The 26,870-nt window shown below is 49.5% G+C and carries 28 protein-coding genes, 1 tRNA gene and 2 pseudogenes; 5 read left to right on the top strand and 26 right to left on the bottom strand.

Going from position 1 to position 26,870, the window contains the following annotated elements; genetic code table 11:
• Positions 1-72: 72 nt before the first annotated feature.
• From EL645_RS15240 to EL645_RS15255, 4 genes are all read right to left on the bottom strand, one after another.
• Positions 73-1,071 (bottom strand): bactofilin family protein, encoded by a 999-nt coding sequence (locus EL645_RS15240; protein WP_126551317.1) that lies wholly within the window; start codon positions 1,069-1,071, stop codon positions 73-75.
• Between the two features lie 47 nt (positions 1,072-1,118).
• Positions 1,119-1,706 (bottom strand): anti-sigma factor family protein, encoded by a 588-nt coding sequence (locus EL645_RS15245; protein WP_161977379.1) that lies wholly within the window; start codon positions 1,704-1,706, stop codon positions 1,119-1,121.
• A complete protein-coding gene (locus EL645_RS15250) occupies positions 1,687-2,457 on the bottom strand; it encodes an RNA polymerase sigma factor (protein WP_218031854.1) in 771 nt (256 codons plus the stop codon). The genes EL645_RS15245 and EL645_RS15250 overlap by 20 nt, the downstream gene beginning before the upstream one ends.
• Before the next feature lie 603 nt (positions 2,458-3,060).
• Complete coding sequence (locus EL645_RS15255; RefSeq protein ID WP_126551319.1) at positions 3,061-4,326, bottom strand: NHL repeat-containing protein; 1,266 nt, start codon at positions 4,324-4,326, stop codon at positions 3,061-3,063.
• Between the two features lie 108 nt (positions 4,327-4,434).
• Between EL645_RS15255 and EL645_RS15260 the strand changes: the two genes are divergently transcribed.
• Positions 4,435-4,917 carry a GNAT family N-acetyltransferase gene (locus EL645_RS15260; RefSeq protein WP_126551320.1) on the top strand — a complete coding sequence of 161 codons (483 nt, stop codon included), beginning with the start codon at positions 4,435-4,437 and terminating at the stop codon, positions 4,915-4,917.
• A 160-nt stretch (positions 4,918-5,077) separates the two neighbouring features.
• Here EL645_RS15260 and EL645_RS15265 read toward each other — a convergent pair whose 3' ends face one another.
• From EL645_RS15265 to EL645_RS15295, 6 genes are all read right to left on the bottom strand, one after another.
• On the bottom strand, positions 5,078-5,293 hold the full coding sequence (locus EL645_RS15265) for a type II toxin-antitoxin system HicB family antitoxin (RefSeq protein ID WP_218031855.1): 216 nt from the start codon (positions 5,291-5,293) through the stop codon (positions 5,078-5,080).
• A 1-nt stretch (position 5,294) separates the two neighbouring features.
• Entirely contained in the window at positions 5,295-5,495 is a 201-nt protein-coding gene (locus EL645_RS45440) for a type II toxin-antitoxin system HicA family toxin (RefSeq protein ID WP_126551322.1), read from the bottom strand.
• Between the two features lie 96 nt (positions 5,496-5,591).
• Positions 5,592-6,497, bottom strand: a complete 906-nt coding sequence (locus tag EL645_RS15275; RefSeq protein ID WP_126551323.1) for a pentapeptide repeat-containing protein — start codon at positions 6,495-6,497, stop codon at positions 5,592-5,594.
• Positions 6,498-6,509: 12 nt separating this feature from the next.
• Positions 6,510-6,833 (bottom strand): hypothetical protein, encoded by a 324-nt coding sequence (locus EL645_RS15280; RefSeq protein ID WP_126551324.1) that lies wholly within the window; start codon positions 6,831-6,833, stop codon positions 6,510-6,512.
• A 39-nt stretch (positions 6,834-6,872) separates the two neighbouring features.
• The gene (gene cutA / locus EL645_RS15285) at positions 6,873-7,673 is read right to left on the bottom strand and encodes a divalent-cation tolerance protein CutA (RefSeq protein WP_126551325.1); all 801 of its coding nucleotides are present in this window, start codon (positions 7,671-7,673) and stop codon (positions 6,873-6,875) included.
• Between the two features lie 732 nt (positions 7,674-8,405).
• Positions 8,406-8,488 (bottom strand) — tRNA-Leu (locus tag EL645_RS15295).
• Positions 8,489-8,836: 348 nt separating this feature from the next.
• Here EL645_RS15295 and mnmG point away from each other — a divergent pair.
• From mnmG to EL645_RS15310, 3 genes are all read left to right on the top strand, one after another.
• Complete coding sequence (gene mnmG, locus EL645_RS15300; RefSeq protein WP_174845320.1) at positions 8,837-10,858, top strand: tRNA uridine-5-carboxymethylaminomethyl(34) synthesis enzyme MnmG; 2,022 nt, start codon at positions 8,837-8,839, stop codon at positions 10,856-10,858.
• 280 nt (positions 10,859-11,138) lie between these two features.
• Entirely contained in the window at positions 11,139-11,822 is a 684-nt protein-coding gene (locus EL645_RS15305) for a response regulator transcription factor (protein ID WP_161977380.1), read from the top strand.
• Positions 11,823-11,842: 20 nt separating this feature from the next.
• On the top strand, positions 11,843-13,048 hold the full coding sequence (locus tag EL645_RS15310) for a sensor histidine kinase (protein WP_126551328.1): 1,206 nt from the start codon (positions 11,843-11,845) through the stop codon (positions 13,046-13,048).
• Between the two features lie 32 nt (positions 13,049-13,080).
• Here EL645_RS15310 and nfi read toward each other — a convergent pair whose 3' ends face one another.
• Both nfi and EL645_RS15320 read right to left on the bottom strand, forming a co-directional pair.
• Positions 13,081-13,800, bottom strand: coding sequence for a deoxyribonuclease V (nfi, locus tag EL645_RS15315; RefSeq protein ID WP_126551329.1), 720 nt, complete (start codon positions 13,798-13,800; stop codon positions 13,081-13,083).
• A 38-nt stretch (positions 13,801-13,838) separates the two neighbouring features.
• A complete protein-coding gene (locus tag EL645_RS15320) occupies positions 13,839-14,600 on the bottom strand; it encodes a class I SAM-dependent methyltransferase (protein WP_126551330.1) in 762 nt (253 codons plus the stop codon).
• Positions 14,601-14,838: 238 nt separating this feature from the next.
• Here EL645_RS15320 and EL645_RS15325 point away from each other — a divergent pair, with 238 nt between their 5' ends.
• Positions 14,839-15,804, top strand: coding sequence for a DUF4097 family beta strand repeat-containing protein (locus EL645_RS15325; protein ID WP_126551331.1), 966 nt, complete (start codon positions 14,839-14,841; stop codon positions 15,802-15,804).
• A gap of 11 nt (positions 15,805-15,815) precedes the next feature.
• Here the strand turns inward: EL645_RS15325 and EL645_RS15330 are convergent, their stop codons facing one another.
• The 14 genes and pseudogenes from EL645_RS15330 to EL645_RS39310 all read right to left on the bottom strand — a co-directional run bounded on the left by EL645_RS15330 (position 15,816) and on the right by EL645_RS39310 (position 26,275).
• Positions 15,816-16,403: an HPP family protein gene (locus tag EL645_RS15330; RefSeq protein WP_126551332.1), complete on the bottom strand. Its 588-nt coding sequence runs from the start codon at positions 16,401-16,403 to the stop codon at positions 15,816-15,818.
• 141 nt (positions 16,404-16,544) lie between these two features.
• Positions 16,545-16,868 carry a hypothetical protein gene (locus EL645_RS15335; protein ID WP_126551333.1) on the bottom strand — a complete coding sequence of 108 codons (324 nt, stop codon included), beginning with the start codon at positions 16,866-16,868 and terminating at the stop codon, positions 16,545-16,547.
• Positions 16,865-17,407: a QcrA and Rieske domain-containing protein gene (locus EL645_RS15340; RefSeq protein WP_126551334.1), complete on the bottom strand. Its 543-nt coding sequence runs from the start codon at positions 17,405-17,407 to the stop codon at positions 16,865-16,867. Before EL645_RS15340 ends, EL645_RS15335 begins: the two co-directional genes overlap by 4 nt.
• Before the next feature lie 28 nt (positions 17,408-17,435).
• Positions 17,436-18,095 (bottom strand): 4Fe-4S dicluster domain-containing protein, encoded by a 660-nt coding sequence (locus EL645_RS15345; RefSeq protein WP_218032073.1) that lies wholly within the window; start codon positions 18,093-18,095, stop codon positions 17,436-17,438.
• A gap of 30 nt (positions 18,096-18,125) precedes the next feature.
• Positions 18,126-18,200 (bottom strand): annotated as a pseudogene (locus tag EL645_RS45445) (4Fe-4S binding protein); the annotation flags it as partial.
• Between the two features lie 15 nt (positions 18,201-18,215).
• Complete coding sequence (locus tag EL645_RS40970) at positions 18,216-18,668, bottom strand: molybdopterin dinucleotide binding domain-containing protein (protein WP_218031856.1); 453 nt, start codon at positions 18,666-18,668, stop codon at positions 18,216-18,218.
• Positions 18,562-19,755, bottom strand: coding sequence for a molybdopterin oxidoreductase family protein (locus EL645_RS40975; RefSeq protein ID WP_218031857.1), 1,194 nt, complete (start codon positions 19,753-19,755; stop codon positions 18,562-18,564). The genes EL645_RS40970 and EL645_RS40975 overlap by 107 nt, the downstream gene beginning before the upstream one ends.
• Positions 19,707-20,504 (bottom strand): molybdopterin oxidoreductase family protein, encoded by a 798-nt coding sequence (locus tag EL645_RS44185; protein WP_218031858.1) that lies wholly within the window; start codon positions 20,502-20,504, stop codon positions 19,707-19,709. Before EL645_RS44185 ends, EL645_RS40975 begins: the two co-directional genes overlap by 49 nt.
• Positions 20,505-20,531: 27 nt before the next feature.
• On the bottom strand, positions 20,532-21,719 hold the full coding sequence (locus EL645_RS15355) for an MFS transporter (RefSeq protein WP_126551335.1): 1,188 nt from the start codon (positions 21,717-21,719) through the stop codon (positions 20,532-20,534).
• A 246-nt stretch (positions 21,720-21,965) separates the two neighbouring features.
• Positions 21,966-22,097 (bottom strand): hypothetical protein, encoded by a 132-nt coding sequence (locus tag EL645_RS45450; RefSeq protein WP_371865679.1) that lies wholly within the window; start codon positions 22,095-22,097, stop codon positions 21,966-21,968.
• Between the two features lie 44 nt (positions 22,098-22,141).
• Positions 22,142-22,558, bottom strand: coding sequence for a DUF308 domain-containing protein (locus tag EL645_RS15365; RefSeq protein WP_126551337.1), 417 nt, complete (start codon positions 22,556-22,558; stop codon positions 22,142-22,144).
• A 289-nt stretch (positions 22,559-22,847) separates the two neighbouring features.
• A pseudogene (gene ppdK / locus EL645_RS45455) lies at positions 22,848-25,626 on the bottom strand (pyruvate, phosphate dikinase).
• Between the two features lie 83 nt (positions 25,627-25,709).
• Positions 25,710-26,105, bottom strand: coding sequence for a HEPN domain-containing protein (locus EL645_RS15375; RefSeq protein WP_126551338.1), 396 nt, complete (start codon positions 26,103-26,105; stop codon positions 25,710-25,712).
• Positions 26,102-26,275, bottom strand: a complete 174-nt coding sequence (locus tag EL645_RS39310) for a hypothetical protein (protein ID WP_161977381.1) — start codon at positions 26,273-26,275, stop codon at positions 26,102-26,104. The genes EL645_RS15375 and EL645_RS39310 overlap by 4 nt, the downstream gene beginning before the upstream one ends.
• Between the last annotated feature and the right edge of the window lie 595 nt (positions 26,276-26,870).

Raw genomic sequence — 26,870 nt, forward strand, 5'->3', positions numbered from 1 at the left:
ATACTGATATATAGCCGGGCATCATGCCCATAATAAGTAGGAGCATCCTCTCATGTTCGCCTTCGCCTGATTTTACCAGGAAAGCGGTTGTTTTGGATGGCCATAGAGTCGCGTACCAAAGCGACTTAAAAAGACCGCCCCAACCCCCAGAATCCCGACTCCAATATTGACGAACCAGCCAATGTAAGGCAGCGACCCAAACAAAGCCAGTACCGCCATGCCAACCCCAATTTGCACCAGTCGTGTATCATAATGAGGAAGAATACGTTGCACGATCCAGTCTCCGATAATCCAACCAATTGCGACAGTTCCTAGTGCCCAGGCAGCGAAGAGTCCGACTGCGACCAGAATCGCCAGCGGGATAGGAATAATAAGTGCAAGCAAGACAGTAAAAATAGTCGGTGCAAGCAGAACGCTTAGCAGCCCCAGGGCGAGGCTTCGTCGCGATTTATTTTTTATCGTCGTTCGAACCATCATGACATGTTCTGGCAATAAGGTGGTAAGTAACATCCCCAACAATACCCATGTCACAATATACCAGAAACGAAACTGAATCCCTGCATCACTTCCCAGCATGTCAACCACGCCAGTGGGGCAGCCAAAGTAGCTCCCATGGAGAAGCAAGTCGGCTTCTTTGGATCGTTGACCTCCACAAACATGAATGTCTCCATCAACGTGTGCGCCAGGGGAAGAATTGAGGTTGCCGCCGTAGAGGGTCACGTTCCCGTCGACCCCACCATCGATAACCACATTTCCACCAATGACTAACACATCACCTTTGACCTCACCATGAATGGCGACGTTACCCCAGAATGAAGTCAAATCTCCACACACCACCTCACCTTTGCCCACCACCACGGCACTTCTGAAACTGGGCTTACGCTGTTCACCAATGCACTCGGTTTGCGATTGAGCGGCCTGCGCTTGCAGGTTAGTGCCCGTCTCGTATGCCGAAGCTGTCGGAACGCCAGTTATAAATGCCTCTACTCCACCGCTTATCAAGAATGCTGCTAGGAGTACGAGACCCGGCAGCGAGAACATGAATCGTTGTCTTCGAGGGACCTTTTGCATACTAGAACTCCCTATCATGGTCACCGCTTGACCATGACCTTCGCTGTTTACGCTTCCTGTGGAGAGCGCATCAGGCGAAGCCACATCCCCATCATGACGACCACCGCGAACGCAAGCCCGGATAGCAGCAAGTTATCGCGAGTGACGAGGGTTAGCCCGGTTTGGATATATTCACCCAGCACAATGCCTTCGTCAATGACACCATTGAAGAGGGAAAGAGTTTTGAGTGTAAGATCAGTTTGGATGATCGTCATGACCAGAAACAAGAGTGGAATGCTGCTCAATGTGAGGAGGCCTACTGCAGCGCTAACAGCACCGGCAGTGCGCAATTGCGCTATACGTGACTGCTGCTGTTGACGCAGATCCTCAAGCTGATTGGTAATCTGCTTCTGTTGCTGGACTGCTCGCATGATCTGGTCGGTTGAAATGCTGGCTGGACGTACCAATGGGGTTTCGGGTTTGTTAACACGAGTACTAAGTGAACCAAGCATGGAATCTATGCGTCGCTGTTCTTGCACAAAGGCACGGCAAGAGGCACATCGTGTGAGGTGCTCCTGGAGAGCTTTGGCGTGCGACGGTTCGATTTCGCCATCACGCTGAGCGCTCAGCCATTCTTTAGCGTCGCGGCAGCGCATCGATTGGTCCCTCCTCATTGGAAGTTTTTTGTTGCATATAGCGAGCCAACAATTCGCGAGCACGATGTAAACGCGCTTTAACCAGGGCAGGCGTCAATTTTAAGGCGCTGGCGATCTCCTCATACGAGAAATCATACCAGTAGCGCAACACAATGACCGCCCGGTATTTACCTGGCAGGCGTTGCAGATACGTTTGGATCTCGTCCTGCTGTTCACCCTGTAACGCTGATTGTTCAGGGCTGACACCTACATCGACAATCCACTCTAAAAATGGCACATCTTCGAGTGGCAATGCCAGGAAACGTCGCCTTCGCAGCTGGTCGATAGCAAGATGCGACGCAATAGAAAGTAACCAGGTGCTGAATTTATGCACGGACTTGTATGTAGCGAGCTGTGTATAGGCACGCACAAACGTTTCCTGGGTCACATCTTCAGCTTCTGTAATATTTCCAAGCATACGATATGCGAGATTTTGCACAGCATCTTTATAACGCTCAACAAGCGTTGCGAAGAGGTCTTGTTCGCCACCGAGTACTAATTCGACGAGCGCTGCGTCGCTCATCGACTCCACAATGGCCCCCGTCTTCGTTCTGTTGCTGGTCGCACTAGTATTAGCAATACCCTGTACACCCGCTGCACCTGTTAATGTCCCGCTATTCTGGCTACGACGCGTCTTCCGAGCTGGTTGTTTTATCGTGCCAGCCCCGATCCCTCCCAGCATATTTGAAGCGTTTACAGTTGATTCTAGCATTTGTCACCGCTCATTTATTCTTATAACTCGATTCAGATCATAAGAGGACGATATATTGCGTCTTCTGTACTCATGTACGAGCAGCGGTTAAAAAAGTTGTAATCTTTCGTTGCAGTGTAACACGAGTGGGACCCGGTGGCAAGAGGGAAAGTACTTCTACACGGCCTTTTTGGATGGTTTTTGTGACAATAATTTCATTATTACACAGAAAATCGTACCGCTAATGGCCGCCATGTGCCTATTTTATGAATATCTATTCATTTATAAGCACAGCCTTTGTCATAAATGGCCCACCGCATTGGGCTGTAGCTGACTTACAGGGAATACCCACACTGGATTGGCTGCAGCCCCTGAGATTACAAACGCGTTGCTCGCTGCTCTTTTTCTACTTGATCTGGATCGTTGTAAACAACAATTTCTATTCCCTATATCGTATAGACGTAATAAAACGTTGCAATCAAATTACTATAACAAAAAACCATCTCGATTTCGTCCCCGACTTTTTGAAACGCTGTGTTATCGTAAACAGATAGCAAAAAGGGAAGATGCATCTGACCAACAGATCTGGCATCTTCCCAGTGAGAATAAAGTGAAACCGAGGGATTATCTGGTTAGCACATTCAAGCTGTTGGTATTGTCATTGGTGAAATAGATCTTGAGATTGCCCTGTCGATCTTTAACTGCTGCAACACCAAAGAGGGCTGAATTATTACCCTGGGCATCAACAACGGCGGGATCGATCTGTTTTACGCCAACTACGCTACCTTTCTGGAGATTAATCTCAACCAGATTATTGTCATTCAAGTTAACGACCAGAGCATCGCCATTTAATGGGTTGATGGTCATACCACCGGGATTATTCAAAGGTGTGCCTTTGAATAGTGTTTGAGATTTAACCACGCTTTTGAGATTGTTACTATGTGGGTAGGCGGCAATGCGATTGTTTGAAGGATCAATTGCCAGCAGGACATCTTTCCATTTTTTACTCCCAACTTTGAGTTCAGGGAGCCAGCACAGCTCGATCTTTGAAATCTTACCTCTTAGCGCGAACTGACCAATCTGTGTAACCTGGAAGCGTACAGGTTTACCATGTTTCGGGTCCATTATATCGACGCGCATGATTTTGCCATCAAATTTGTTACTTGTAAAGAAGGTTGCGATTTTATCGTTGTCTTTATCTTTGGCTTGCCCGACTGTAATGCCCCAGGGTCCATTGAATAATGGGCTTTTCAGTGTCTGGAAAATAGATCCATTAGCATTAAGCATCAGCACATTATTGCCAGTAGAGTTTGCAATCAGCAACTTGCCACCGTCGAATGCCATAGCGGATGGCCCTGAAACGCCATTTACGGCCGGCATATTGAATACACGTTCTTTGCCAGCATCTGGAGGGAACTTTATAATTGTTGTCCCCTTGTCCTCATTACCGATATTCGAGACAAGTACATCCCCAGCTTTTAACGTTGGAGACAGATTTACAGGCGTAATCGCGACCTTGTAAGGATTTGGATCGACCATGGCTTTTTTGCCTGCGAAATCGAGTACATTTGCCGTACTGCCGATTTGCATGATATGTTTAAGCCCATTAATAGTTGTGATTGCCACAGCAGGCTGCTGTTTATGCTGCATGTAAGCAGCATGGGATGGGCTTAATTGCTGAAAAGCAAAAAAGCCTAGCGCGCACACTAGTATTATAATAGTCATGAAAATACCCAGGCGACCATTATGCGAAGTTGAAAAGCTTTTTGAGCTTGCTGTGCCACACTGCTCATTTGCCTTGCCAGGAAGTAACATTGATACTTCTCCTCTTCTTAGCATAGAAAAGTTAAATACGTGAACATAAGGTTGCCACATATTTTGCAACTTCATGCTTATTCACACGCCCCGATAAAGTCATATTTTCTTGAATACCCAAAAGTCATTTGACAGCTATGTATCAAACAATTAGTGGAAGATTAGAGAAAGAAGAGAAGAAAAATGAGCGTATCCATTCGACTTATGTTCGATGAAGATATGGAACCTATTGTTCAGCTATCACTGTTAGCCTGGGCCCCCGTGTTTGACTCATTCCAGCAAGTACTGGGTGAACGTATCTATGCATTGATGTATCCCAATTGGAAAAGGCAGCAGCAAGAAGTGGTTGAGAAGTATTGTCGTGACGAGCAGACCATCGTCTATGTTGCGAACGTAGATGGGCGCGTGGCTGGATTTATCACCTACACAATCAATGATGAAGACAAAACAGGGGAAGTTGATCTGCTGGCCGTCCATCCCGAATATCAAAATCGTGGCATTGGGACCGAGTTGAATACCTTCGTGTTTGAGAGGATGAAAGAACGTGGGATAAAGCTCGCCGTTGTAGGAACGGGTGGAGATCCAGGCCATGCGCCTGCGAGAAGATCATACGAGAAGGCTGGCTATATCGGTTTACCGTTAATGCGCTACTATAAAGATCTATAGCCTTATCAAGGCCAGAATAGGCTCTACAGGCTACTTCAGCGGATATATTTTGTTTAACAGAAGAGTTTTTCTTACTGTCAATTCAGGCGCTTCTTGTATATTTTAGTACTAAAGTAAAAGAAAAAGCACCCAATATTAAGTATATCGGATGCTTTTTCTTTTAGGCTGCTACTATTCTTGGTGGTGGTATCGGTGCTCCATCTGCGATAGCTGACATTAACCAACTTTCAATAGCATCTTGTCCTTGTTGTACTGCCTCCTCGTAGGACTTGCCATGCGTCATACATCCTGGCAACTCTGGAACAGAAACAACATAGATCTGGTCTTCGTCATCCCATTGAATAACCATAGAATAGTGCTTTGGATTGGGATACACATCAACCTCCTAATCTTTTCAACGCATTGTTCACTTGTATTATTTGGTATCGTTCTGCGTCGTCTCCGTCTTTGCCTGAAAGGGTAACTCGAATATCTGGCAGATTAGGATGAGTCCACACAGTATGGCTTCCTTTGCCTGGCCTCCATAAGAAACCAGATCTAGAAAGCCTTGCTTTTAATTCTCTTATTTTTACAGGCATGTACCACTCCTCGGTTTGCCTTTATTAATAATAACACAGGATGATGGATGTTCTTATTTTTCCTTGATGGGTTGATGGCATATCATTCTCAAGAACTTAATCAGCAGTATTGTTAATTATTGTACCTGTTAGGTCGGCACCGCTGAGGTCGGCACCGCTGAGATCAGCACCGCTGAGATTGGCTTCTCTGAGGTCGGCTTCGCGAAGTTTGATTTCTCTGAGATTGGCGCCGCTAAGATTGGTCCTGTTGAGATTAGCTGGAGAAGCAGAGGCTCCACGCCAATAGTTCCCGCCTTGACCAACTGGGAAGATGGATGCTCCACGGAGGTCGGCTCTACTGAGGTTCGTTCCACTGAGAATGCCTGGAAAGAAAGAGGCTCCCTTTAGATCTGCACCACTAAAGTTGACTGTGCTGAGATTTGATCCGGGGAGATGCGACTCTCTGAGATTTGCGTCTCTGAAATCAGCATTCTCGATATTTGCCGGAAAGAGGAACGCTCTATAGAGTTGGGCATCTTGGAGATTAGCCCCTTGTAGATTAACGTTATGGAGATAGGCCTCATTGCAATTGACCCCCCAGAGATTGGCACCACTGAGATTGGCGTTGCTGAGTTTAGCTTTGTAGAGGTCAGCCAGATCGAGGTCAGCATTGCTGAGATCAGCATTCTCTAGGTTGGCCTGGATAAAATCGGCTGCTAGGAGAGAAGCATTGCTGAGATTGGTTCCGCTAAGGTTCGCTCTAATGAAAATAGCCTCGCGCAGATTGGCCCCGCTAAAATCAGCTCCACTCAGATTGGAACAAATGAGATTGGTCTTGTAGAGGTTGGCGCCTCTAAAGTTGGCACCTGATAAGTTTAAACTATTGAGGTTAGCTTCCTGTAAGTTTGCATTAATAAGGATCAATTTCTCAGGGCTTTCAAGTTGCTGGAGTAACGTCTCCACATCTTCCCTTGATAAAGGCCTATCTCCTTGTTCTGCAGCTTCGTGGGTATTACTATTCACTTTATCTTTCTTTCAATAACGAAACGAAGCCTCACCGTCAACAATACTTAACAACATGGACTCTATCTTTGTTCCGTCGCTTCCAATTAAATATAAGTTGAGGTGCTCAATAGCTTCATATATTTTGTCATATGCATCTTCCGCCTCGCGTGTTGCTGCATCCTCTACCGCCTCTACCACCTTGCGCGCTGCTGCATCCTCTGCCTCGAAAAGTGGACGAAATTCTTCGAATGCCAATTTTGCGGTGAAATGACAGAGTATCCATGGCTGATCAATACCATATCGTGTTAGTGTACCAAGCTGCGTGTCACCATGCATGAGCTCGTAACTCACCATTATATCTGCTCCTTTATGTTGTGACCTCTTGCCTCGTTGCTAATAGCAAAGCTGATCTAATTCCTGGGCATGTTGAAGATGGTGTTCAATGACTCTCTTCATGCGATCGTAAACGTAGTGGTTTGGAACAAAATTATTCTTATCCTGGGTTCTGAGCATGGACACAAAATCTAAGTGAGTTTTATGAGCTATATTTAATACATCCTCGAAGGCTTGATTTCCTATCAATGCTATAAATTCGTCATTAGCTGCTTCATCTAACCCAGCATGTTGGGCTTTGCTCGCATATGCAATAGGAGGTAGTCCTTTAATGACCTGGGGGAGTTGTGTTGTGGCCTGGGCGGCCCACCCGGCGATATGAGCAAGGATCTCACGTGGTCCCCACTCTCCGTTTTGAATTTCGACGCCTCGTTTTGCTGCAGCAGTAGCAGCTCTTACCAGCTGCTCATATACATTATCAAACTCGCGGATAATTTGCTCTTTGCGATCTGCTGAATTGTGTAAGGGAGGTTCTGTTTCCTGCATTGCCGTCTCCTCTGAAATCCATTGAAAGTAGCTTGGGCTGCCTGCGACGATTGGGAAAGCGGTGATACCTGGTTCCTTATATGGATGGAGTTGACGAATTAATTCTTCTGCTTTCTGGTAGAGTTCTAACCTTGTTTTCGCCGTGACTACCCATTCTTCTGCTGTTACCATTTTTCCCTTCCACCAGTATGTGCTTTCTATTGGGCCAGATACCTGGCTGCTCGCGGCGCATCGCTGGTCAACAAGGGCTTTGGCAATCTTTTGAGCATCTTCTTTCTGTGCTGTTGCTGTGCGAACATCGATAAACTGTACCATTTCCCTTACTCGCTTTCTGGAAGTTGGCCTCCAAAGATGTCCCTAGCTAGCAATAGAAATTGCTTTTCGGATAGCCATTTTTTAGGTACCTTCTGATAAACTGCGTAGGCTTCATTATATCGCCTCTGGCTCCCTAGAGTCGCTGCTGACATTATCCCTCTTCGTAGATGATCTACATATAGAGGTAGCTCTCCCATTCCTTGCGCAACATCAGCCTGGTCAATGATTATTTCGCTTATACCTCTATCGTGTAGTAACTGGATATTGGCCGCTGTATCGAATGCATTCCACGCTTTCCGGTAGTAGTTTTTAGCGGGGAAGTGTTCTGCAAGGTGCAGGTACATTTTTCCTTCCCATTGATGTATGACTGGTAAACTGCAATCCGCATAAAGGAAGCTGGGATCATGCTCAGGATAGAGGAGAAAATGTTCTTGAGCCAATCTGATACATTTGAGAGCTTCTTGTTCCTCTTCGCATTGAGCATATGCATCAGCCAGGGCAATATAGATATCGCTTCTTATCAATGAACTTTCATGGCCTAATATATGTAGAGCGTTTTGTAGAGTTTCTATTGCTTGCTAACGCAGGAGATCGCAATATCTCCTGCGTTAGAGTCGTTTGTTCAGCGCAGGAGACTTTAGGAAAAATGGCGCAAAAAGCCAGTTTTTTGGTTTGGTGCCCTGGAAAGTGGTTTGCTGTGAAGTGGCTTGAGAAGTGCTTGTAGAAGAAGAGTGGGGCGAGAGGGACTCGAACCCTCACAGCCTTTCAGCCGGGAGATTTTAAGTCTCCTGCGTCTACCATTCCGCCATCGCCCCGGATTTGGTATTACAGATAGTACCATGCTTCAGCCTGCGCGTCAATCACTTTTGGTGCGAATTTTGGCCTTTGTGAAGATATTTGTGTTTTTTTTATCTCTTCCTGTATAACTTTTCACTCTATTTTACCTGCCAAATAACACAAGGAATAATTAAGCCTTTCTTCTTGTTTCTGGGTTTTCTAGCAGAAAATACTAGTTTATTGTGCCCAATATTGACGGGGGCAGGTATCTAGGGCATAATACGAATCGTGCAGGAGTGAAAAATCGTTCATATAAAGGAATCAACCAGGTACAAATCGCTATGAGTAACGGCACAGAGAGCAAGAATATGTTTCCCGACCAGTTGGTGCGGGGTAGATACGATGTTATTGTTGTAGGCGCTGGTCACGCCGGCTGTGAGGCGGCGTTGGCAAGTGCACGCATGGGCCGCAAGACGCTACTTCTGACCATGAATCTGGATAGTGTGGCTTTGATGCCCTGCAATCCTTCCATGGGTGGCCCGGCCAAAGGACATTTGATCAAAGAGATCGATGCTTTGGGCGGTGAGATCGGTCGCAATACCGATCGCACATTTATACAGATTCGCCTGCTGAATACAAGTAAAGGTCCCGCGGTACAGGCTCTGCGTGCTCAGTGTGATAAACAGGCTTACCGCCTGGCGATGAAGTTTGTGTTAGAGAGCCAGCCCAATCTGGAGCTGAAGCAGGCGACTATTTCACAACTGCTTAGCTACATTGGAAGTGATGGTCGCCCGGTGATGACCGGCGTGGTGACCAATAATGGCTGGCGTTATGAGGCTCCTTCGATCGTTTTGACGACCGGTACCTTTATTAATGGTCGATTGGTGGTAGGTGAGAAGACCCAGCCAGGCGGGCGCGCCGGTGAGGGTCCAGCTCTGGGGATCTCCGATTCGTTGCGTGCATTAGGATTGGAGATACGGCGTTTTAAGACCGGGACTCCTCCACGTATCGATGCCCGGACCGTTGATTATAGCAAGACTGAGCTACAGCCGGGCAGCCGTGTGCCTCTCTACTTCTCGCGAGATCGCGCGGCCCACGAAGATGTTCAATTGCCGGGTGGACGCCCCAATCCTATATATCCAGTGACAGATGAGGATCTGCATGGCTGGCGGCCTCAGTTGCCTTGCTACCTGGTGCGCACGACTGAACGCACCCACCAGGTTATCCGCGATAACTTGCATCGCTCTCCACTCTATACAGGTGTGATTGAGGGCATTGGTCCCCGCTATTGTCCTTCGATTGAGGACAAAATCGTGCGTTTCGCTGACAAGGTTTCGCACCAGATTTTCCTGGAACCTGAGGGATGGCGTACCGGTGAGATCTATGTGCAGGGACTGAATACCAGCTTACCAGAAGATGTGCAGCTGGATATGTTGCACTCGATTCCTGGTCTGGAGCATGCGGAGATGATGCGTGTCGGGTACGCGGTGGAATATGATTATGTGTCCCCCGATCAATTGTTGCCGACTATGCAGACCAAGCCGGTAGCAGGACTCTTCCTGGCCGGTCAGATCAATGGTACTTCGGGATATGAGGAGGCGGCGGCTCAGGGTATTATGGCTGGTATCAATGCTGCCCTGGCTGCTCGTGGCGAGGAAGCGTTTGTGCTGGGACGCCATGAAGCCTATATCGGTGTGTTGATCGACGATCTGGTGACACGGCCAATGAGCGAGCCCTATCGCTTGCATACCTCGCGTGCCGAGCATCGACTTCTGTTGCGTCCAGATAGTGCGGATCTACGCCTGAGCGATCATGCTTTTCGCCTGGGCTTGATCGATGAAGAGCGCTATTTCCAGGTTGTCCACAAGCGGGCAGCCATTGAAAGTGCCCTTGATCGGTTGGATGGTGTGAGCTTTACTTCTTCGCGCCTGGTTGAAAACTGTGCGCAAGAGGTTGGTATTGCCCCTCTTGGCCAGATGTTGAGTGCACGTGAACTGTTGCGCCGACCTGAGGTGCGCTACCAGCAGATAGCACAACTGGCGCAACGTGTTGAGCAAGAACGTGCTGCCCTGGCCGAAGATCCTACCGCGATCGAAGGGACTGTCCAGCTACCACTCCTGGAGGAGGAAGCGGCTGAAGAGGTAGACCTGCAGGTCAAATACGAAAACTACATTCGCAAGCAAGAGCAATTGGTTCGTCGTACACGACGGCTTGAGGAGATGCGCATCCCTGAATCCATCGATTATCAGGTAATTCCCCATTTGCGAACCGAGGCCCGTCAGAAGCTCATGCGTACCCTTCCTCGTACCGTTGGACAGGCTTCAAGAGTAGAGGGTGTGACACCAGCGGACGTTGCCATCTTGATGATCCAATTGGAAAAAATACGCGCATTAAAGGCTTCGTCTTGACACTACACGCATTGAGCGTGTAACATACACACATATTACTCATTAATAATGTATCAATACGCAATAGAACCAGCGGTGTATGTTTCCCCCCTACATGCGCCAATGGTTCTTGTATGCACATAAACTGTCAGTACAGGTACCTTTGCAGGTACTATTCATCGGGACAAGCCTGATGCCCGTAGGTTCTCTATAATGTTGATTTCCATCTAGTAGTCATTGATTGATAGATAATCTACAGGGGGTGCGCGGCAAACTGAGGAAGCAAGAAGAGGGGAAAACTGTGTACATTCTTGTCGTTGATGACGATCGGTTTGCGAACACGCTGGTGCAGTTCGTCCTCAGCAAAGAGGGCTACGAGGTCGAAACAGCCGACAACCCGCGTGGGGCCATGCAAATGATCCAAAAGCGTGAACCGGATTTACTAATACTCGATGTCACCATGCCCTATATTAGTGGCTTTGAGTTTTCAGAAAAGTTGCGCTCGGAAGGTTACGAAATTCCACTTATTTTTATGACCGCCCAGGATACGATTGAAGCAAAGTTGCACGGGTTTAATATTGGTGCGGATGACTATATCTGCAAACCTTATAATCACCAGGAGCTGGTGGCCCGGGTACAGGCAGTCATGAGGCGGATCAAGAAAAATGGGAAGGTGGGTAATCAGAGTCTCCGCGGTGGCTTAATAGAGCTATTTCCGGCCGAGCTAAAAGTTGTGGTGGGGGGACGTGCTCCAATTACTTTAACCCCTACTGAGATGCATGTGTTAAGGGTTTTGATGGCTAGCTCGGGTCAGGTGGTAAATAGAGACCAATTATTGGCCGATGTGTGGAATGATAATGAAAATAATAGTAACATCGTAGATGTATACATACGTCGTTTACGTATGAAACTGGAGGTTGATCCTGATCGGCCTCAATATATTGTCTCAGTGCGAGGTATCGGATATAAGTTTGTTGTGAAATAGGGGGAAAGGTTGGGGTCAGGTTGCGGAAGCGTGTTCAAAAACAAGCACATGTCGAAGAGCAGGATGAGATCCTCTCACCGACTACATCTGAATTGCACATAGATAAGAATGATGATTGTGTATCGATCAGTACGCTGACAGAGCGGAGGCATCAGGTTATCGATGCTGCTATTCAAACTACTTCAGATGCTATTATTGTCCTCAGGCAAGATTTTCATATTGCCTATCTGAATCCGGCTGCGGTTGCAACGCTTAATGAGCCTGCTGAAAGTAGGAGCCATTGTACCAAAGTGCTGGCCTGCAAAAATCTCAACCGCATGGTCTTATGTGGAACCTCTAGTTGCCCTCTGGTGCAGGCGCTGGAACGAAAAAGTTCAATTCCTAATGAAGAACTTATTCTGGGAACAGACCCCGATCATATGTACGAGGTCTCCACCAGTGTCAATCCCATCACTTTAGACGATGACACCTCTTATGTCGTCTTTGCGGCCCGCGATATGTCTGCTTTGAAGGTTGCCAATCGGGTACGTTCAAACTTTGTTTCTATGGTTTCACACGAGCTACGTACACCTTTAAACTCGGTGCATGGCTTTATTGATCTGCTCCTTCAGGGTCATATGGGTGAGATGAATGAGGAGCAACGTATGTACCTGGGATATACTCAAGAAGGAGTGCAGCAGTTGATCTCGATTGTTGAGGATATCCTGTTTATGACGCGCTCCGATCTGGGCCAGTTTGAGGTCAAGCAGCAAGAGGTACATCCTGTGGGCCTGGTGCGCCAGGTGGTGCGTAGCTTACAGCCCCAGGCACTAAAGGCTGAGGTGGCTCTGCGCCTGGATATCGCGCCGGGTGTTCCTGCGTTGTATGTTGATCCGCAACGTATCAAGCAGGTCTTGAATAATCTGGTGGCCAATGCTATCAAATTTACCCCACCAGGCGGTATCGTCACGATCAGTGCGCGCCAGCACGATGAACATTTTGAAATGATCTCTGTCTCGGATACCGGTTATGGGATTCCGGTTGAAGATAGTCATCATGTCTTCGAGCGTTTTTATCAATCCAACCATCGCCAGCAGTCCAAATTGGGCGGCTATGGACTGGGATTGTCGATTGCAAAGCTTATTGTGGAGCAGCATGGTGGCACCATTGGTTTTGATACCGTGGTGAACAAAGGCACAACCTTCTACTTTACTGTGCCCTTGTTCCATGATCCTGCACAGCTTTAGGGTAGTTGATAGCTAGTTGAGGGCAGGGCAAGCTATGGCCATAATTTCATCTGTTGTCCCTGCTCAGCTGGCGGTTCAACCCAGTCGTTATCTTTTGAAAGCTTGTCAGCCTGGCGGGTTGGTTCCGGTAAACGATAGCCTTTACCACAAGCCAATACATAGCGAATGCTTGTCTCCAGGCTGATCAAGTGGCCGGGTGAAATAAACAGCGGATTCACCCGCGTGCGCGTGCGTACAACGGCCCCGATCGTCTCTTTGCGATGTATCAAAGGGACCCATGATCCCGCCTCTTCTCCCAGTTCCTCTTTATTGTATTTACCGGTCAACAACGACTTGGCGCAGCCTATGGTCGGGATCTCCAGCCAGAGTCCCAGGTGGGCGGCAATCCCCAGGCGGCGTGGATGGGCGATACCCTGGCCATCCACCATGACAAGATCAGGGCGTTGGCGCAATTGTTCGAAGGCGCCGATAACGCTTGGGGCTTCCCGGAAAGAGAGTAAGCCCGGTACATAGGGCATCCGAATCGGTTCTTCATAGATATGTCGTTCTACAATTTCCAGATCCGGATAACTGAGCAGCACCACTGCGGCCCGCGCCGCTTCATGTTCCTCATTAATTGCCATATCTACGCCTGCGACATAGTGTACCTCTCCCAGATGATCTTCCAGCACGATATGTTGTGCCAGCTCATTCTGTAGTGCAATCGCAGCTTCGGTTTTTAAGTTCCACTCATGTAAAGGGGGACGCGGCATTTTTGATATCCTTCTCTCTACCGACTCTGAATATTATTTTACCTGGCTTCGGCCACAAAAATCATACGTGGGCTCTCCAGATAGAAGGGACCCAGTTCATGATCACCGTATACATCTTTTACGATAAAACCTGCCTGTTCGAGTAACAGTTCCATCTCACTACGTTCAAACAGGTACAGATGGGTTGTGACAACAGTGCGTTGTATGTTGCCACCCTGCTGATGTCGATCATAGAAATGGGTGAGCTCTAGTTGATGCTTTTTAGTGGCGGAGGCAGGACTGACAAAATGGGTCAAATAGCTGCCATCCTCATGTTGCCAGGTACCCTGGTGTAGAACCTGGCCGGTCAACTCCTCCATATAGCGCGCATCGGCATTGCTAATATCTACGATAAATGTGCCGCCGGTACTCATATGCGACCGCACGGCTGCCAGCACCTTTTGCTGCTCCTTGCGGGTAGTGATGTGGGCAAAGGAGCCCAGCGCAATAATTGCCAGCCGGAATTTCTGGTTGAGTTGCAGCGTGCTGATATCCTGTTCCACTAAAGTGCAGCGCGCGCTCACCCCGGCATCCTGGAGCGCTTCACGGGCCAGTTCCAGCATCTTGCTGGAATTATCGACCCCCGTCACTTCATAACCCTGCTCGGCTAGCGGGAGCATGACACGTCCACTACCGCAGGCCAGTTCAAGGATTTTTCCTCCACACAGCTCCGCGAAGTTATTATACATATCCAGATCTTCATCAAAGTGGGCGTGCTCGCTATCATAAAAAGGAGCAATCAGATCGTATTCGGAATTCATCTATCTATCTCTATCTCATAGTGGTACCAATTAGTAGGTCCACTGACTGTATTTTCTTCATCATATCACCTGGCTATCTCGATGGTTTCTTAGTATAGCTGTGCGTACAACAAATGGCAAGCGACGCTAGAATCAAATATTGTATATTTAAAAGCCTTTTGCATCGTTGATCAAAGGTTGCACGTGCTAGAAGTAATATTTATTGCTGTCTCATCAAAAAATACAGGTATATAAACGTATGCAGCGAAAAACATTATTCTGGCTAGCCGTGATCGGCGTCGTACTGATCATCTTACTGGTACTGGTCATCGGCATTTACAAAACCGATTACGCGACCAATGATAATACATTTGTGGCCGCCAACGGCGCGTCCCATGATACCACTGGCGGCAGCAGCAATCCAGGGCCCGAAAAGAAGAGTTTTCAGGTGGGAGATCACGCCCTGTTGATTATTAAGGGGCATGGCAGTGATGTCAATGTGCATGCCGGAACCGCTGGCACCATGACGATTGTGGCCCGTAAGCATGGCAGTCCTGACCAGGGACCAGATGCCAATGATACGCGCGTCCTGTATGATCAGGGTACCGACGCTCAAGGGCACGACAAGATTACTATCGATACCGATCCAGCCTTTAAAGATCTGGATTATGATGTGACGGCTCCCGCCAATGCACTGCTTCAGGTGGAGATCAATAACGGCTCGGTTGCTGTGCAGGGCATCAGTGGAGCAAATGTAGATACATCCAGTGGTAGCCTGGACGTGGAAGATATCCGGGGACCTGTAACGGTGCATACCGAGAGCGGCGACATTACCGCTCGCAATATCAATGGCCAGATGTCTATGGATGCGGGTAGTGGCTCGATCCATATTACTAATGTGCAGGGGCAGCTCCAGGCACTTACGCGGAGTGGTGATGTCATAGTTAGAAGTGGAGCCTTGCAGGGGCAAACGACCTTAAAGACCGATAGCGGCTCAGTACGCTTTGATGGCTCTATGGATGGCCGAGGAAGCTATAAAATGGCTACCAATAGTGGGGATGTCGATGTGACTTTGCCCGATAACGCGGCCTTTCAACTCCGTGCCAGCACCGGATCGGGCACTATCCATAACGAATTTGGTGGTAACCAGGTTGGCTCGGCGCCTCAGGCCCAAATCACCGTCAATATTGGTAGCGGATCTGTCAATGTCGATAAGAAGCCTTAGCCGTTGGTACATCAAGAATGATCAAGCTCTTCCCTCGGCGGGTTCCAGAGCGGATAGGGGATACCCGCCAGTCGGTTAATGACGATTGCCTGCAATGTGAGCAAGCCAACGGCGATCAGCAGTAGTAATAGTTGCCAGGGCCTGGTTAGGATGCCCAGCGAGATGATCAATGTCGTCGCGCCCGCTGGTGGATGGGGTGACTTAAGGAGTACCATCAGACCTGCTGTCAGACCCAGTGAGAGTGCGGCCGCAATGACGCGCGGCCAGGTTACCCCTACACTCAAGGCGGGTCCAGCTGTGGTGAGTCCCGTAACGAGGAGACTGAAATAGCCTGCCACCACGCCGATCGTATGTCCGATAATTGTATTGCGCGGCGAGGCGCTGGGAGCGCGTGGTGTGTAGAAGAAGAGAAAAGCTGTTGGGCCGAGCGAAGGAAAAATAAGGGGCGAGCTTGTGATGAGTGCCAGTATGGACATCAAGCCAATACTGATACAGCCGTTGATAAAGCTGAATAAGGCCAGTATAGGAATGCGGGCGTGATGCTGTTCTAACCAGGGCAGGCGCAAGCGCATAAACAGACCCTGCAGAATTTCCGCCATATCGCCGCCTATGGGATGTTCCGCGTCTATGCGGTTAGAGCGAGGGGGCGGCCAACACTGTTACTTATCTCCCCAGGTTGATCTATTTCTGGCTCCATATGCTTACTCCATTTTTCAAGCTAGATAATACGGTCAGGATAGTTAAAGCCCTTCAATACGTCGTTTTGGCCAGAAAGTAACCAGCAGGGCTACTACAAAGATGATGCCACTGGCAAGTGCGAGCCAGCCAAGAATTGCAGTACGTCCCGATAGGAGTTCATACAATGCATCTGTGATGAGCCAGAGTTGCGCGATCATAATCATGGCCAGTAGAAACACCTGAGCCTGTACAATGGCTATGCGCCCTTCCAGACCGAGAAAGTTTGGCCCTGGCATTGGTCCATGTGGCCCATGTGGTGGTGGCTTTACTGGTGGATCATCTGGATTGGCTTTATGCTGAGGTAGGATGATGTTATCTTTACTCATCGCGCTATCTCCTTTAGAGCATAAATAGTGCCATCCTGCCTGGCCAGTTGTATCAATGGCAATGGTCGCGTTGGAGGGCCTGCCAGCACATTACCTGTAGCGGCATCGAAGAAGCCTTCATGGCAAGGACAGTGCAGTTTACCATCACCTTGATAGAGCACTGCGCACGAAAGATGTGTGCAGACATCGCTATAGGCGACCAATCCATGACCCGGTAGATTGATGAGGATTCCCTGCGTGTACTCGTCGGGATAGTTAAAAACCTTCCATTGATGCTCTGCGAGTTCACCTTCTTTAGCGATAGGTATCGCCTTTAGATTGGGATTTTTAGGTAGCGTGCCAAGTATGGCAATCGCACCGGTGGCCAGGAATAGGGCGCCAGAGCCGGCGAGGAGAAAGCGCAATGTATCGCGTCGCGTGACAATTTCGTCCTCATTCCAGGGATAAGGAAACTCTTTGCGCCATTCCTCTTCGGAAGTCCTGGGTGGTAGTGCAGATTCAGTGGGCGTCCTGGCTGGCTGGTCCATTTCTTTTACCATTTACTCGCTCCTTCTGGCGACTAAAAATTTAGCTCTCACTTTGTGCTGGAACAGGTGTTGGGGTAGGAGTTGGAGAGAGTGGTTGCAGTGGTGTCCACGGCGAAGGTTTGATTTCGCGTTGTGGAATGCCTGCTGTCTCCGCATCGACCCATGTATCGGCATCTTGATTGGCCGTCGCTGCTGGAAGGTTCGCATGTAAGCCGAGCTCGGCTTTCTCAACCAGCGCCATCAGATCCAGTTCATCCTCTTGTTCAGGCATAATCACATAGTTGCGCGTTTGTACGCGCTGCCGTCCGAAATAGAAGGTATTAACTGGTTTGGCGCCCTGTTGGGCGCGACCAGCTGCCATCCACTCCTCATAAGTCCCATAGAAAATAGCCTGTGTCGGACAGACCGTCGCGCACATAGGGCCTTTGCCCTGGCTTGTGCGGTCATAGCAAAGGTTGCATTTTTGCATATAGTGACCATCTCGATGAAACTTGGGTATGCCGAAAGGGCAGGCATAGCCACAATTTTCACAGTAGATACAACGCGTTTCGTCCGCTGACTGTACCACTCCATCGGACTGACCAGAATAGCCTGGGCGGGACAGACCTGGCGCAGGGGCTAATGGATTCTCACTGTGCATGCACAGCGTTGGTGAAGAGGCTACCGTATTTTGTCGCTCTATATAATCAATATAGATCATGCTTTCGCCTTTGTGGGTATCGCACTCGCGACACGCCGCTACACACGAACGGCAGCCAATGCAGCGTGAAGGATCTAGAAAAATTCTCTTTATCGGCTGAGCCATACTATCACCCTTTCTCTAGCGTAACGTTGGATTAGCTTTTGCCTGGGCTGCGGGTAGCTCATGCCGCCGCCGTCCCGCCTCCAACAATGCCTGCGTATCTTCTTGATTGGCCCATTCAGGTTTGTGTGTTGCACGCATCACCGAGGCCGCGCAAGCTTTGTATTCTGGTATTTTCATCATTGGTTCCAGGACAGGATTGGTAAGCTGGTTGGCCGCCTGCGTGCGCCCATAGTGGTAAGGAATAAACAATGTATCTGGTCGGATCGAGCGCACAACCAGTGCTGGTGCGGTCAGTTCACCACGTCTTGTGCGTACTGTTACCCAATCTCCATCTACTATGCCCAGGCGAGCCGCAGCCTGTTCATGCATCTCCACCCAGGGATAAGGAGCCTGTTCCTTGAGGAATGGCACGCGCCGTGTTTGATTGCCGGACAGATAGTGATAAATCACGCGCCCGGTAGTAAGCACCAATGGATATTCTTCGTCTGGCTCCTCTGCTGGCGGTACATAGGTGATGGGATGAAAGCGTGCTTTTCCATCCGGAAGCCAAAGCGCTGCTCATAGAGGCGTGGGTTCCTGGATGTTCGGCACTCGGACAGGGCCAGAACACCCCGTTTTGTTCATCGATCTTTTCATAGGTGATGCCCCAGTAGTCCGATTTAGCTCCCCGTGTACAGAGGCGCAATTCATTAAAGATATCGCGCGTGGAATGAAAGTCGAAGTACTGGCCCTTGCCCAGGCGACGTGCCAGGTCACAGACAATCTCCCAGTCACGCCGGGCTTCTCCTGGAGGCTCGACTGCTTTGTTATATTTAATGACGCGTCCTTCGAGGCTGGTGGTTGTCCCTTCATCTTCAGCCCAGCTACTTCCGGGTAGTACAATATCCGCCAGTTCCGCCGTTTCAGAGAGGAAGAAATCGGTCACGACGAAGAGATCGAGGCCGCGCAGTGCTCGCTCAACCGTATGTTGATCGGGCAGTGAAACCATTGGATTGGAACAGATCATAAAGCAGGCGCGTAACTCTTTGCGCAGCATCGCGGGGATCATCAAGGTCGCGGGATAGCCAGAATGTGGCAGATCCGCCTCTTCAATACCCCAGACAGAGCTGATATAGGCACGATCCTCTGGATTGTCGACCTCACGGCAGCCAGGCAGCTGCGAAGCTTTTTGCCCCATTTCGCGCCCACCCTGTCCATTGCCCTGTCCTGTCAATGTACCGTAGCCCGCACCGGGGCGGCCAAAGTTGCCCGTTGCCAGGGCCAGATTTGCCGCTGTGACCCCGTTATCGACCCCCTTGCTCTGGTGCTCTAAGCCACGTGCGGTATAGATCAATGCTGCTCTGGCGCGTCCATACATGCGTGCGGCCTCGACAATAACTTCTGGTTTCAGGCCACATACCCTGGCTACACGCTCGGGTGGATATTGCTCGACCAGGGCTTTAGTTTCTTCCCAGCCCACTGTGCGCTCACGAATGAAATTCTCGTCAATCAAGCCCTCTTTAATAATTACATGCAGCATACCATTGAGCAGCGCGGAATCTGTGCCAGAGCGCAAAGGAAGAAAAACATCCGCTGTACGTGCGATCGGTGTCTGGCGGGATCAGCCACAATGAGTTTGCAGCCTTTGTCGCGAGCCTGCCACAGATAGCTGGTCACAATTGGAAAGCACTCGCCAACATTGGCCCCGATTACAAAGATACAATCGGCATGCAGCATATCGCTGATGGGATTGGCTGCACGATCGATGCCCAGGGATCGCTCGTTGGCCCCGGTGGCTGAGGACATACAGAGTCGCCCATTGTAATCGGTGTGGCGCGTTCCTACAGCTACACGGGCAAATTTACCCATCAAATAACATTTTTCGTTTGTCATTGAAGAGCCACTATAGATTGCCACTGTATCTTTACCGTATTCAGCCTGCAAGGCACGAAAACGCGTCGCGATTGTATCCAACACCTCATCCCAGCTGGCGCGCTCCAGTGGACTGCCTTTTCCATGGCGGCGCATAAGTGGATAGGTCAGGCGATCGGGATGGTTGACTGTCTGATAAGCGGTTGACCCCTTTGGACACAACATACCGTGGTTGAGCGGAAAATCCTCGCGCGGTTCAACCCCGACTACTTTGCCGCGAGCCACTTTGAGATACATACCGCACTGCACGCCGCAGTAACAGCAATGGGTTGGCACATAGCGGTCAATCTGCTCATCTGATTTCCAGGGCGTCACCGATGGCTCACCCGTGTGATAATCAAACACTTCAAGCTGGCGCTGCCGACGGCGAAAGATTCCTTTATCAACACTCATAATTGTTTCCCTTCTTACTGGCCGAGGTTATAAAAATTGGTTGCCATCGCGTCCAAGCGCGGCCAGATTGGCCTGGGCTCGCATAACACGTTTGCATGAAGGGCACATGTCTTGCCACCAGAGCTTATTGATCTCCTGTTCCATTGCGGGTGTACTCTTGACGGCGGGCTCATGGCTAACAATATCAACAGCTGGTAACGGCTTCTCACCCAGACTATAATTCTCTCCAACCTCATACAGAGTGCGTTTTAGATCCTGGATGAAACGTGCTGGTGCGAATTCCTCGCCGCAGCGCGCACAACGTTGTTGGGTTGTGCTCTCGCCGGTACGCCAGTAGAGCTCGATGCCCACGGTCGCAGGTCGCTCGATCAGGTGGAAAAACTTACCGAATGGTAATGAGATGAGCCAGAGTACAACAACTGTCTCGTGGGTAAGTGAAATATACCAGTAGTAGGCACCACCTAGCCAGGTACTATCGGCGGTCAGCGCCAATCCAGTGACGACAATAGCCATTAACAAAGCTAGCGGTACCATATCAAAACGAAAACGCTGTACCGTTACCACCGCCAGGTCATGGAAGCGCCGGTGAAAGGCCAGCACCAGTCCAATAAACAGTAAGGCAGCCGTGAAGTCCAGCCCATGGATAACCGCGAAGCCAAAGAGCGAATGTGATGGAAAGTCAAATAAGCCGAACCCAAAGAACCAGATACGATAGAGGCCGGTCGCGGTCTGTGTAAAGCGTAGCCAGCCGAAGGTTAGCGGAAAGGTAATCATGCATGAGAGTAGCACGCCCCAGAAGATGCATTGGTGTGTGATCCAACGATAGAGGCCACGTCTGCGGATAAAGGTTTGCGCGAAGAGATCGCCGATAGCCGCGGGTATCAGCACCGTGTAGTGGCGGAAATTCGCATAGGATAAGAAGAGTTGCCAGCTTCTACGCCAGTAGCGGCCCGTGGGTGGGCGCGCCAGCCAGAATGTATACTTGTAAGTCACGGCGGCAGTCGCGAAGATCGTCGCCACCGCATAACCGATCAGCGCGGCGTCGAACCAGTGAAAGCCACGAGATCCCAGGGCGATTAACAATACCAGTATAAGGGCCGCAACAGCTCCCGCCCCAATGGAGAGCACGCGCAGCCGTCGAATATGTTTTCTTGGAGGCAGTTGTGCGTGCGCTATGGGCTCCTGTTCCTTTGCGTGAGAAAGAGAATGTTCCACGTTTCTTTATCCTCTCAACAAAAGACAACAACAAAAACGCCTATAAATATCGTAACACGACACTCATGGATCAGCAAGCTCTTAAATGTTTTCTGCCAGCGCAGCATTTTCTCTTCATGAATTTTATAAGTATAATTACCCTATTGTTAACTCTATCGTATTTTTTTTACTGAAATATATAATAATTTCCCACTAAACTCTCTCAAAATTATAAGGAGTTTAGTGGGAAATGCCAGGATGTTAAAACTAGATGACCGATGGTCGTGTGGTTGTGAGTTGAGCTTCGTTACGCAAGCGGAACGCGCCAAAGAGGGCAATGACGCCACCGATCAATGCGAAAATGCCCACAACTGTTGGAAGAACGATCGCGGCTGACAATGGTGATAATAAAAGGACGATGCCCAGGAGAATATTGATGATACCTAACAGAACGGCCCCACGCCTCCACCGCTAAATCCTTGAATCAGTTCTATCGCTCCAACGATCAAAGCTTGTACGGCCAGACAGATCACGATCAAGGTTGGGATCATGATTGCGCTCCACAATGGATGTTGGATGACCACCAGGCCGGCCAATAAACCAAGCACACCAATGGCCAGTTTCCAGCCCCATTGTGTGTTATCGATAAAGATGCTGACAATGCTTAATATACCTCCAATCAGCCAGAACCAACCCAGAATACGCACCAGAACCAGGGTAGTCGTAGAGGGGGACACTAACAGTAACAAGCCTACGATGACCAGCGCTACACCTTCCATCATCACCATCCACCATGGGGAGGCTGTATAACCCTGCGATATGTTCGTGTTCGGCATGTTTGCGAACCGCGGTGTATCCATAATTATTTCTCCTCACTGTTGAAACAATTAAAGCTGGAATGCATGCTTTACCTGTGGTGATGCCGGTAAGAAATAAGAGTCACAGCCGAAAAAGCCTCTCGGGACTCTCCTAATAGAGCATAGTAGATATAATCCCAGGCAAGGATCATCCAAAAGACGGAAGATGGAGGAGGATTTTTTGATCTCAGGTTAGATGAGAGGGATTATTTACAGAAGAAGCCCGTAAGTACGCTTTTTGAAGTGTACTTACGGGCTTTGTTGCTGCTATATCCGGTGAGAGAAAGCGCTTTTAGCGATCTTTCTCTGTGCGGGACAGGGCGGCCTGTGCGGCTGCCAGGCGAGCAACAGGAACGCGGAATGGTGAGCAGCTGACATAATCAAGTCCAATCTGGTTACAGAACTCAATGCTATCAGGATCGCCACCATGTTCACCGCAGATACCCAACTCGATACCTGGATTGGCCTTGCGACCTTTTTCTACCGCCATAGCTACTAACTGACCAACACCATCGCGATCCAGTGTCTGGAACGGATTGAGGGCAGAATTTTTACTTTGTCTTTCAAGCCGGGCTCTTCCAGACCCTCGACGTACTTGAGCAAGAACTTGCCCTCTGCATCGTCGCGGCTATAGCCGAAGGTGGTCTGTGTCAGATCGTTGGTACCGAAGCTGAAGAAGTCGGCAACTGGAGCAATTTGATCGGCGGTCAGGGCTGCGCGTGGCAGCTCAATCATCGTACCAAATTTGTAGTCGATCGGCTTACCGGCATCTGTCGTGATCTCCGCTGCCACAGCCTCTAACTGACGGCGGACCTCTTTCAATTCGTTGACATGGCCAACCAGAGGGATCATGATCTTCGGATGCAGGATCTTGCCTTCTTTTTCCAGCTCGGCGGCCGCACCCAGAATGGCACGGGTCTGCATAACGTTGATCTCAGGGAAGAGCAGGCCCAGGCGGCAACCGCGCAGACCCAGCATGGGGTTCATCTCACGCATAGAGCCAACTGCTTCTAACAGTTGACGTTTCTCTTCCAGTTCTGCCTCATGGCCACCCTGTGTCTCCAGGCGGGTTACCTCGACGAGCAGCTCCTCGTAAGAAGGCAGGAACTCATGCAGTGGTGGGTCGATCAAACGGATAACGACTGGATAGCCCTCGTTGGTATTGGGATCAACCATGGCTGAGAAGATACCCTTGAAGTCGCTCTGCTGGAATGGCAGCAGCTGATCGAGGGCAGCCTGGCGCTCCTCTTTGCTCTTGGCCAGGATCATCTTCTGTACGATTGGCAGACGCTCCTGCTCCATGAACATGTGCTCGGTACGGCAGAGGCCAATACCCTGAGCACCAAAGGTGATTGCGCGCCTGGCATCACGTGGGTAGTCAGCGTTCGCCCAGACACCTAGTTTGCGGAACCCATCCGCCCAGCCCAACAATTTCTTCAGATCGGTCTCTTTGTCGAAATCGGCATCTACGGTCTTGATAATACCGGCATACACTTCACCAGTAGCACCATCGATCGAGATATCATCACCCTCTTTGATGACTGTGTCGGAACCGACGACGCGGAAGAGATGCTGCTCTTCGCTTACACGGATCCCTTCACAACCGGCGACGCAGGGGAGGCCCAATCCACGGGCAACTACGGCGGCATGGCTGGTGGCACCACCACGAGCGGTCAGGATACCTTTGGCGACCAGCATTCCATGCACGTCATCCGGACTCGTCTCTGGACGTACCAGCACAACCGGGGTACCAGCTTTACCAAGCTCCTCAGCGCGATTAGCGTCGAAGATGGCTTTACCGTAGGCGGCACCTGGGGATGCATTCAGACCTTTGGCCAGCAGGCGACCTTCTTGCTCGGCACGTTTCTTCTCGGCTTCGTCGAAGCGGGGCAGAAGCAGCTGATAAACCTGCGAAGGCTCAACGCGTTTGACCGCTTCTTCAGGGTAATCAGACCCTCTTCAACCATGTCGACCGCGATCTTGACCGCAGCACCAGCGTTACGTTTACCGGAGCGGGTCTGCAGCATGTACAGCTTGCCCTTTTCAACGGTGAACTCCAGGTCCTGCATATCGCGATAGTGTTTCTCCAGGCGCTGAGCAATTTCCTGGAACTGCTGATAAACCTCAGGCAGATCCTGCTCCAGGCGGCTGATTGGTGATGGCGTACGGATACCAGCGACCACGTCTTCACCCTGGGCGTTCAGTAAATACTCGCCATACAGCTTTTTATCGCCATTGGCAGGGTTACGAGTGAAAGCAACACCGGTACCGCTATTGTTGCCCATATTGCCAAATACCATGCTCTGGACGTTGACACCTGTACCAAGGGTGTGAGGAATCTTGTTGAAGTTACGATAATCGATGGCACGTTTGTTGTTCCAGGAAGAGAACACTGCCTCGATAGCTTTGTGCAACTGTTGGTACACATCGGTGGGGAAAGGTTGACCCGAAGCGCGCTCTGCGATCTGCTTAAATTCAGCGACCAGCTTCTTTAGATCAGCAGCAGGAATTTCTGCATCAGTCTGGACGCCAGCTTCGTGTTTGTAGCGTTCCAGCACTGCCTCAAAGTCTTGAGGATTGGTATCGAGCACGATTTTGCTAAACATCTGTATGAAGCGGCGGTAGGCGTCATAAGCAAAGCGCTCGTCACCTGTTAACGCTACCAGACCCTGAACAGTCTCGTCGTTGATACCGAGGTTCAAAACTGTGTCCATCATACCAGGCATCGAGAATTTGGCGCCTGAGCGAACCGATACCAGGAGTGGATTTTCTTTTGAGCCGAAACCCTTGCCTGTTTGTTTTTCGACAACGGCCAGGGCTGCCTTTGCCTGTTCCCAGACACCATCTGGAAATTGCTGATTATTGTCGTAGTAACCGTTACATGCTTCTGTTGTTATAGTAAATCCTGGAGGTACGGGGAGCCCGGCGTTGGTCATTTCTGCCACACCTGCGCCTTTGCCGCCCAGCAATTCGCGCATGCTAGCATTGCCCTCGCTAAAGAGGTAGACCCATTTACGAGGAGAGCGTTTAACTGCCTCGTCCAATTCGGAATGGGTAATCTGTTGTGTCATGAAAACTTCCTCCAACTTAAATGTTGTGGGCTTAACGTATTGATAAAAGCTTTTTTTATAGCCTTTACCCGAAAAAATAACAATTATACGCTGAGTACAATTGAACGTGCCCAACGTAGTATCTTGCGAGCGCTTTGTACATAGCTGCCTGCCTGTTCCGCATTGATGACCTCGTCGGCTTCTTCAGGAGGAGTGTCAGCATAAAATGCTTCGGGATGAAAGGGGGTCAGCCGCTCCATCTCGGGTAAAATGTCGTTCGGGGCACCAACCTGAGATCCAAGGGCACGCAAATCATGATCGTAGGTTGTTCGACGACCGAAGCGAAGCAAGCTCACAGCTTGTGCTGCCTTCTCTGCTGCCTGATTACAGAAATCCACACAGGCAAAATGTCGTCCAAGACTGAGCTCGACTGAAGCCGTGGCCATATCCTGAGCTGCCTCTGCAAAGAGCCCTAGTGCTCCCTGGGTATCACTACTCAAGTGCACGGGGGATCTTCGTGGTCTAATTTTACCGGGGATACTGTGTCATGGGTGCCTGAGTGGTTCGAAGGCGGTGAACTCAATGAAAGACCATCTAAGAGCTGCTGCTCTATATCATCTTCATCGTATTCACCGGGCAATCCATGGTTACTATCCTGCATCTGTGACATGATAATGTGATCCTTTTACGTACTTTGTAAAATGGGTCCAATGCGTTGCATATTGCATAGCACTAATCAGCTATCCTGCACATAGTATTCCTAAGTGTAGTGTTGTGTCAATGCTTTTGAAGTGTGTAGATTGTCTATTTTTTTCGCTTGTCCCTGCATTTTTGCGCCTTTTAGGGTTGTTTATCAGCTCGTTATAGCTGTTTTCTAATATGAAATCAATCAAATAAAATGCATATATTTAAAAAAAGCAAGAAGATATACTATATCATAGCATACCTATGAATATGCAAGTGGTGTTTGTCCCACACCCGCTGCAGCGGGTGTGGGACAAAGAATTTAGAGGGGACTGGCATGCCCCCAGCATGCCTGCCACCGCACTCCGGCAGAAAGGGCTCGCCGCCCCTCCTGCACCTCCCTGCATACAAGCAAGCTCTCTCCAGGAGTGGTGCATCCATTAGTAGGGATAATCCGTGTAAAAACCGGATAGCATTGAACTGGTATTAATGTAGAAAATATTGATAAGACACTTTAATCGAGATATACGTAGTAAATTTAAAAAATTTGAATAACGTTAGTATTGATGAGTAATGGTTGG

It is taken from the genome of Dictyobacter kobayashii (assembly GCF_003967555.1).
Lineage (GTDB): Bacteria > Chloroflexota > Ktedonobacteria > Ktedonobacterales > Ktedonobacteraceae > Dictyobacter > Dictyobacter kobayashii.

Bases quoted from the DNA above. Each gene is read 5' to 3' on its own strand.
- EL645_RS44185 (WP_218031858.1), bottom strand. From the start codon at position 20,504: ATGAGTGTTGATAAAGGAATCTTTCGCCGTCGGCAGCGCCAGCTTGAA.
- EL645_RS15250 (WP_218031854.1), bottom strand. From the start codon at position 2,457: ATGCTAGAATCAACTGTAAACGCTTCAAATATGCTGGGAGGGATCGGG.
- EL645_RS15280 (WP_126551324.1), bottom strand. From the start codon at position 6,833: ATGGTGAGTTACGAGCTCATGCATGGTGACACGCAGCTTGGTACACTA.
- EL645_RS15320 (WP_126551330.1), bottom strand. From the start codon at position 14,600: ATGAATTCCGAATACGATCTGATTGCTCCTTTTTATGATAGCGAGCAC.
- nfi (WP_126551329.1), bottom strand. From the start codon at position 13,800: ATGCCGCGTCCCCCTTTACATGAGTGGAACTTAAAAACCGAAGCTGCG.
- EL645_RS15340 (WP_126551334.1), bottom strand. From the start codon at position 17,407: ATGGTAAAAGAAATGGACCAGCCAGCCAGGACGCCCACTGAATCTGCA.
- EL645_RS39310 (WP_161977381.1), bottom strand. From the start codon at position 26,275: ATGTCACAGATGCAGGATAGTAACCATGGATTGCCCGGTGAATACGAT.
- EL645_RS15240 (WP_126551317.1), bottom strand. From the start codon at position 1,071: ATGCAAAAGGTCCCTCGAAGACAACGATTCATGTTCTCGCTGCCGGGT.
- EL645_RS15335 (WP_126551333.1), bottom strand. From the start codon at position 16,868: ATGAGTAAAGATAACATCATCCTACCTCAGCATAAAGCCAATCCAGAT.
- EL645_RS15365 (WP_126551337.1), bottom strand. From the start codon at position 22,558: ATGGATACACCGCGGTTCGCAAACATGCCGAACACGAACATATCGCAG.
- EL645_RS15325 (WP_126551331.1), top strand. From the start codon at position 14,839: ATGCAGCGAAAAACATTATTCTGGCTAGCCGTGATCGGCGTCGTACTG.
- EL645_RS15255 (WP_126551319.1), bottom strand. From the start codon at position 4,326: ATGAAGTTGCAAAATATGTGGCAACCTTATGTTCACGTATTTAACTTT.
- EL645_RS15330 (WP_126551332.1), bottom strand. From the start codon at position 16,403: ATGGCGGAAATTCTGCAGGGTCTGTTTATGCGCTTGCGCCTGCCCTGG.
- cutA (WP_126551325.1), bottom strand. From the start codon at position 7,673: ATGGTACAGTTTATCGATGTTCGCACAGCAACAGCACAGAAAGAAGAT.
- EL645_RS15345 (WP_218032073.1), bottom strand. From the start codon at position 18,095: ATGATCTATATTGATTATATAGAGCGACAAAATACGGTAGCCTCTTCA.
- EL645_RS15260 (WP_126551320.1), top strand. From the start codon at position 4,435: ATGAGCGTATCCATTCGACTTATGTTCGATGAAGATATGGAACCTATT.
- EL645_RS15245 (WP_161977379.1), bottom strand. From the start codon at position 1,706: ATGCGCTGCCGCGACGCTAAAGAATGGCTGAGCGCTCAGCGTGATGGC.
- EL645_RS45440 (WP_126551322.1), bottom strand. From the start codon at position 5,495: ATGCCTGTAAAAATAAGAGAATTAAAAGCAAGGCTTTCTAGATCTGGT.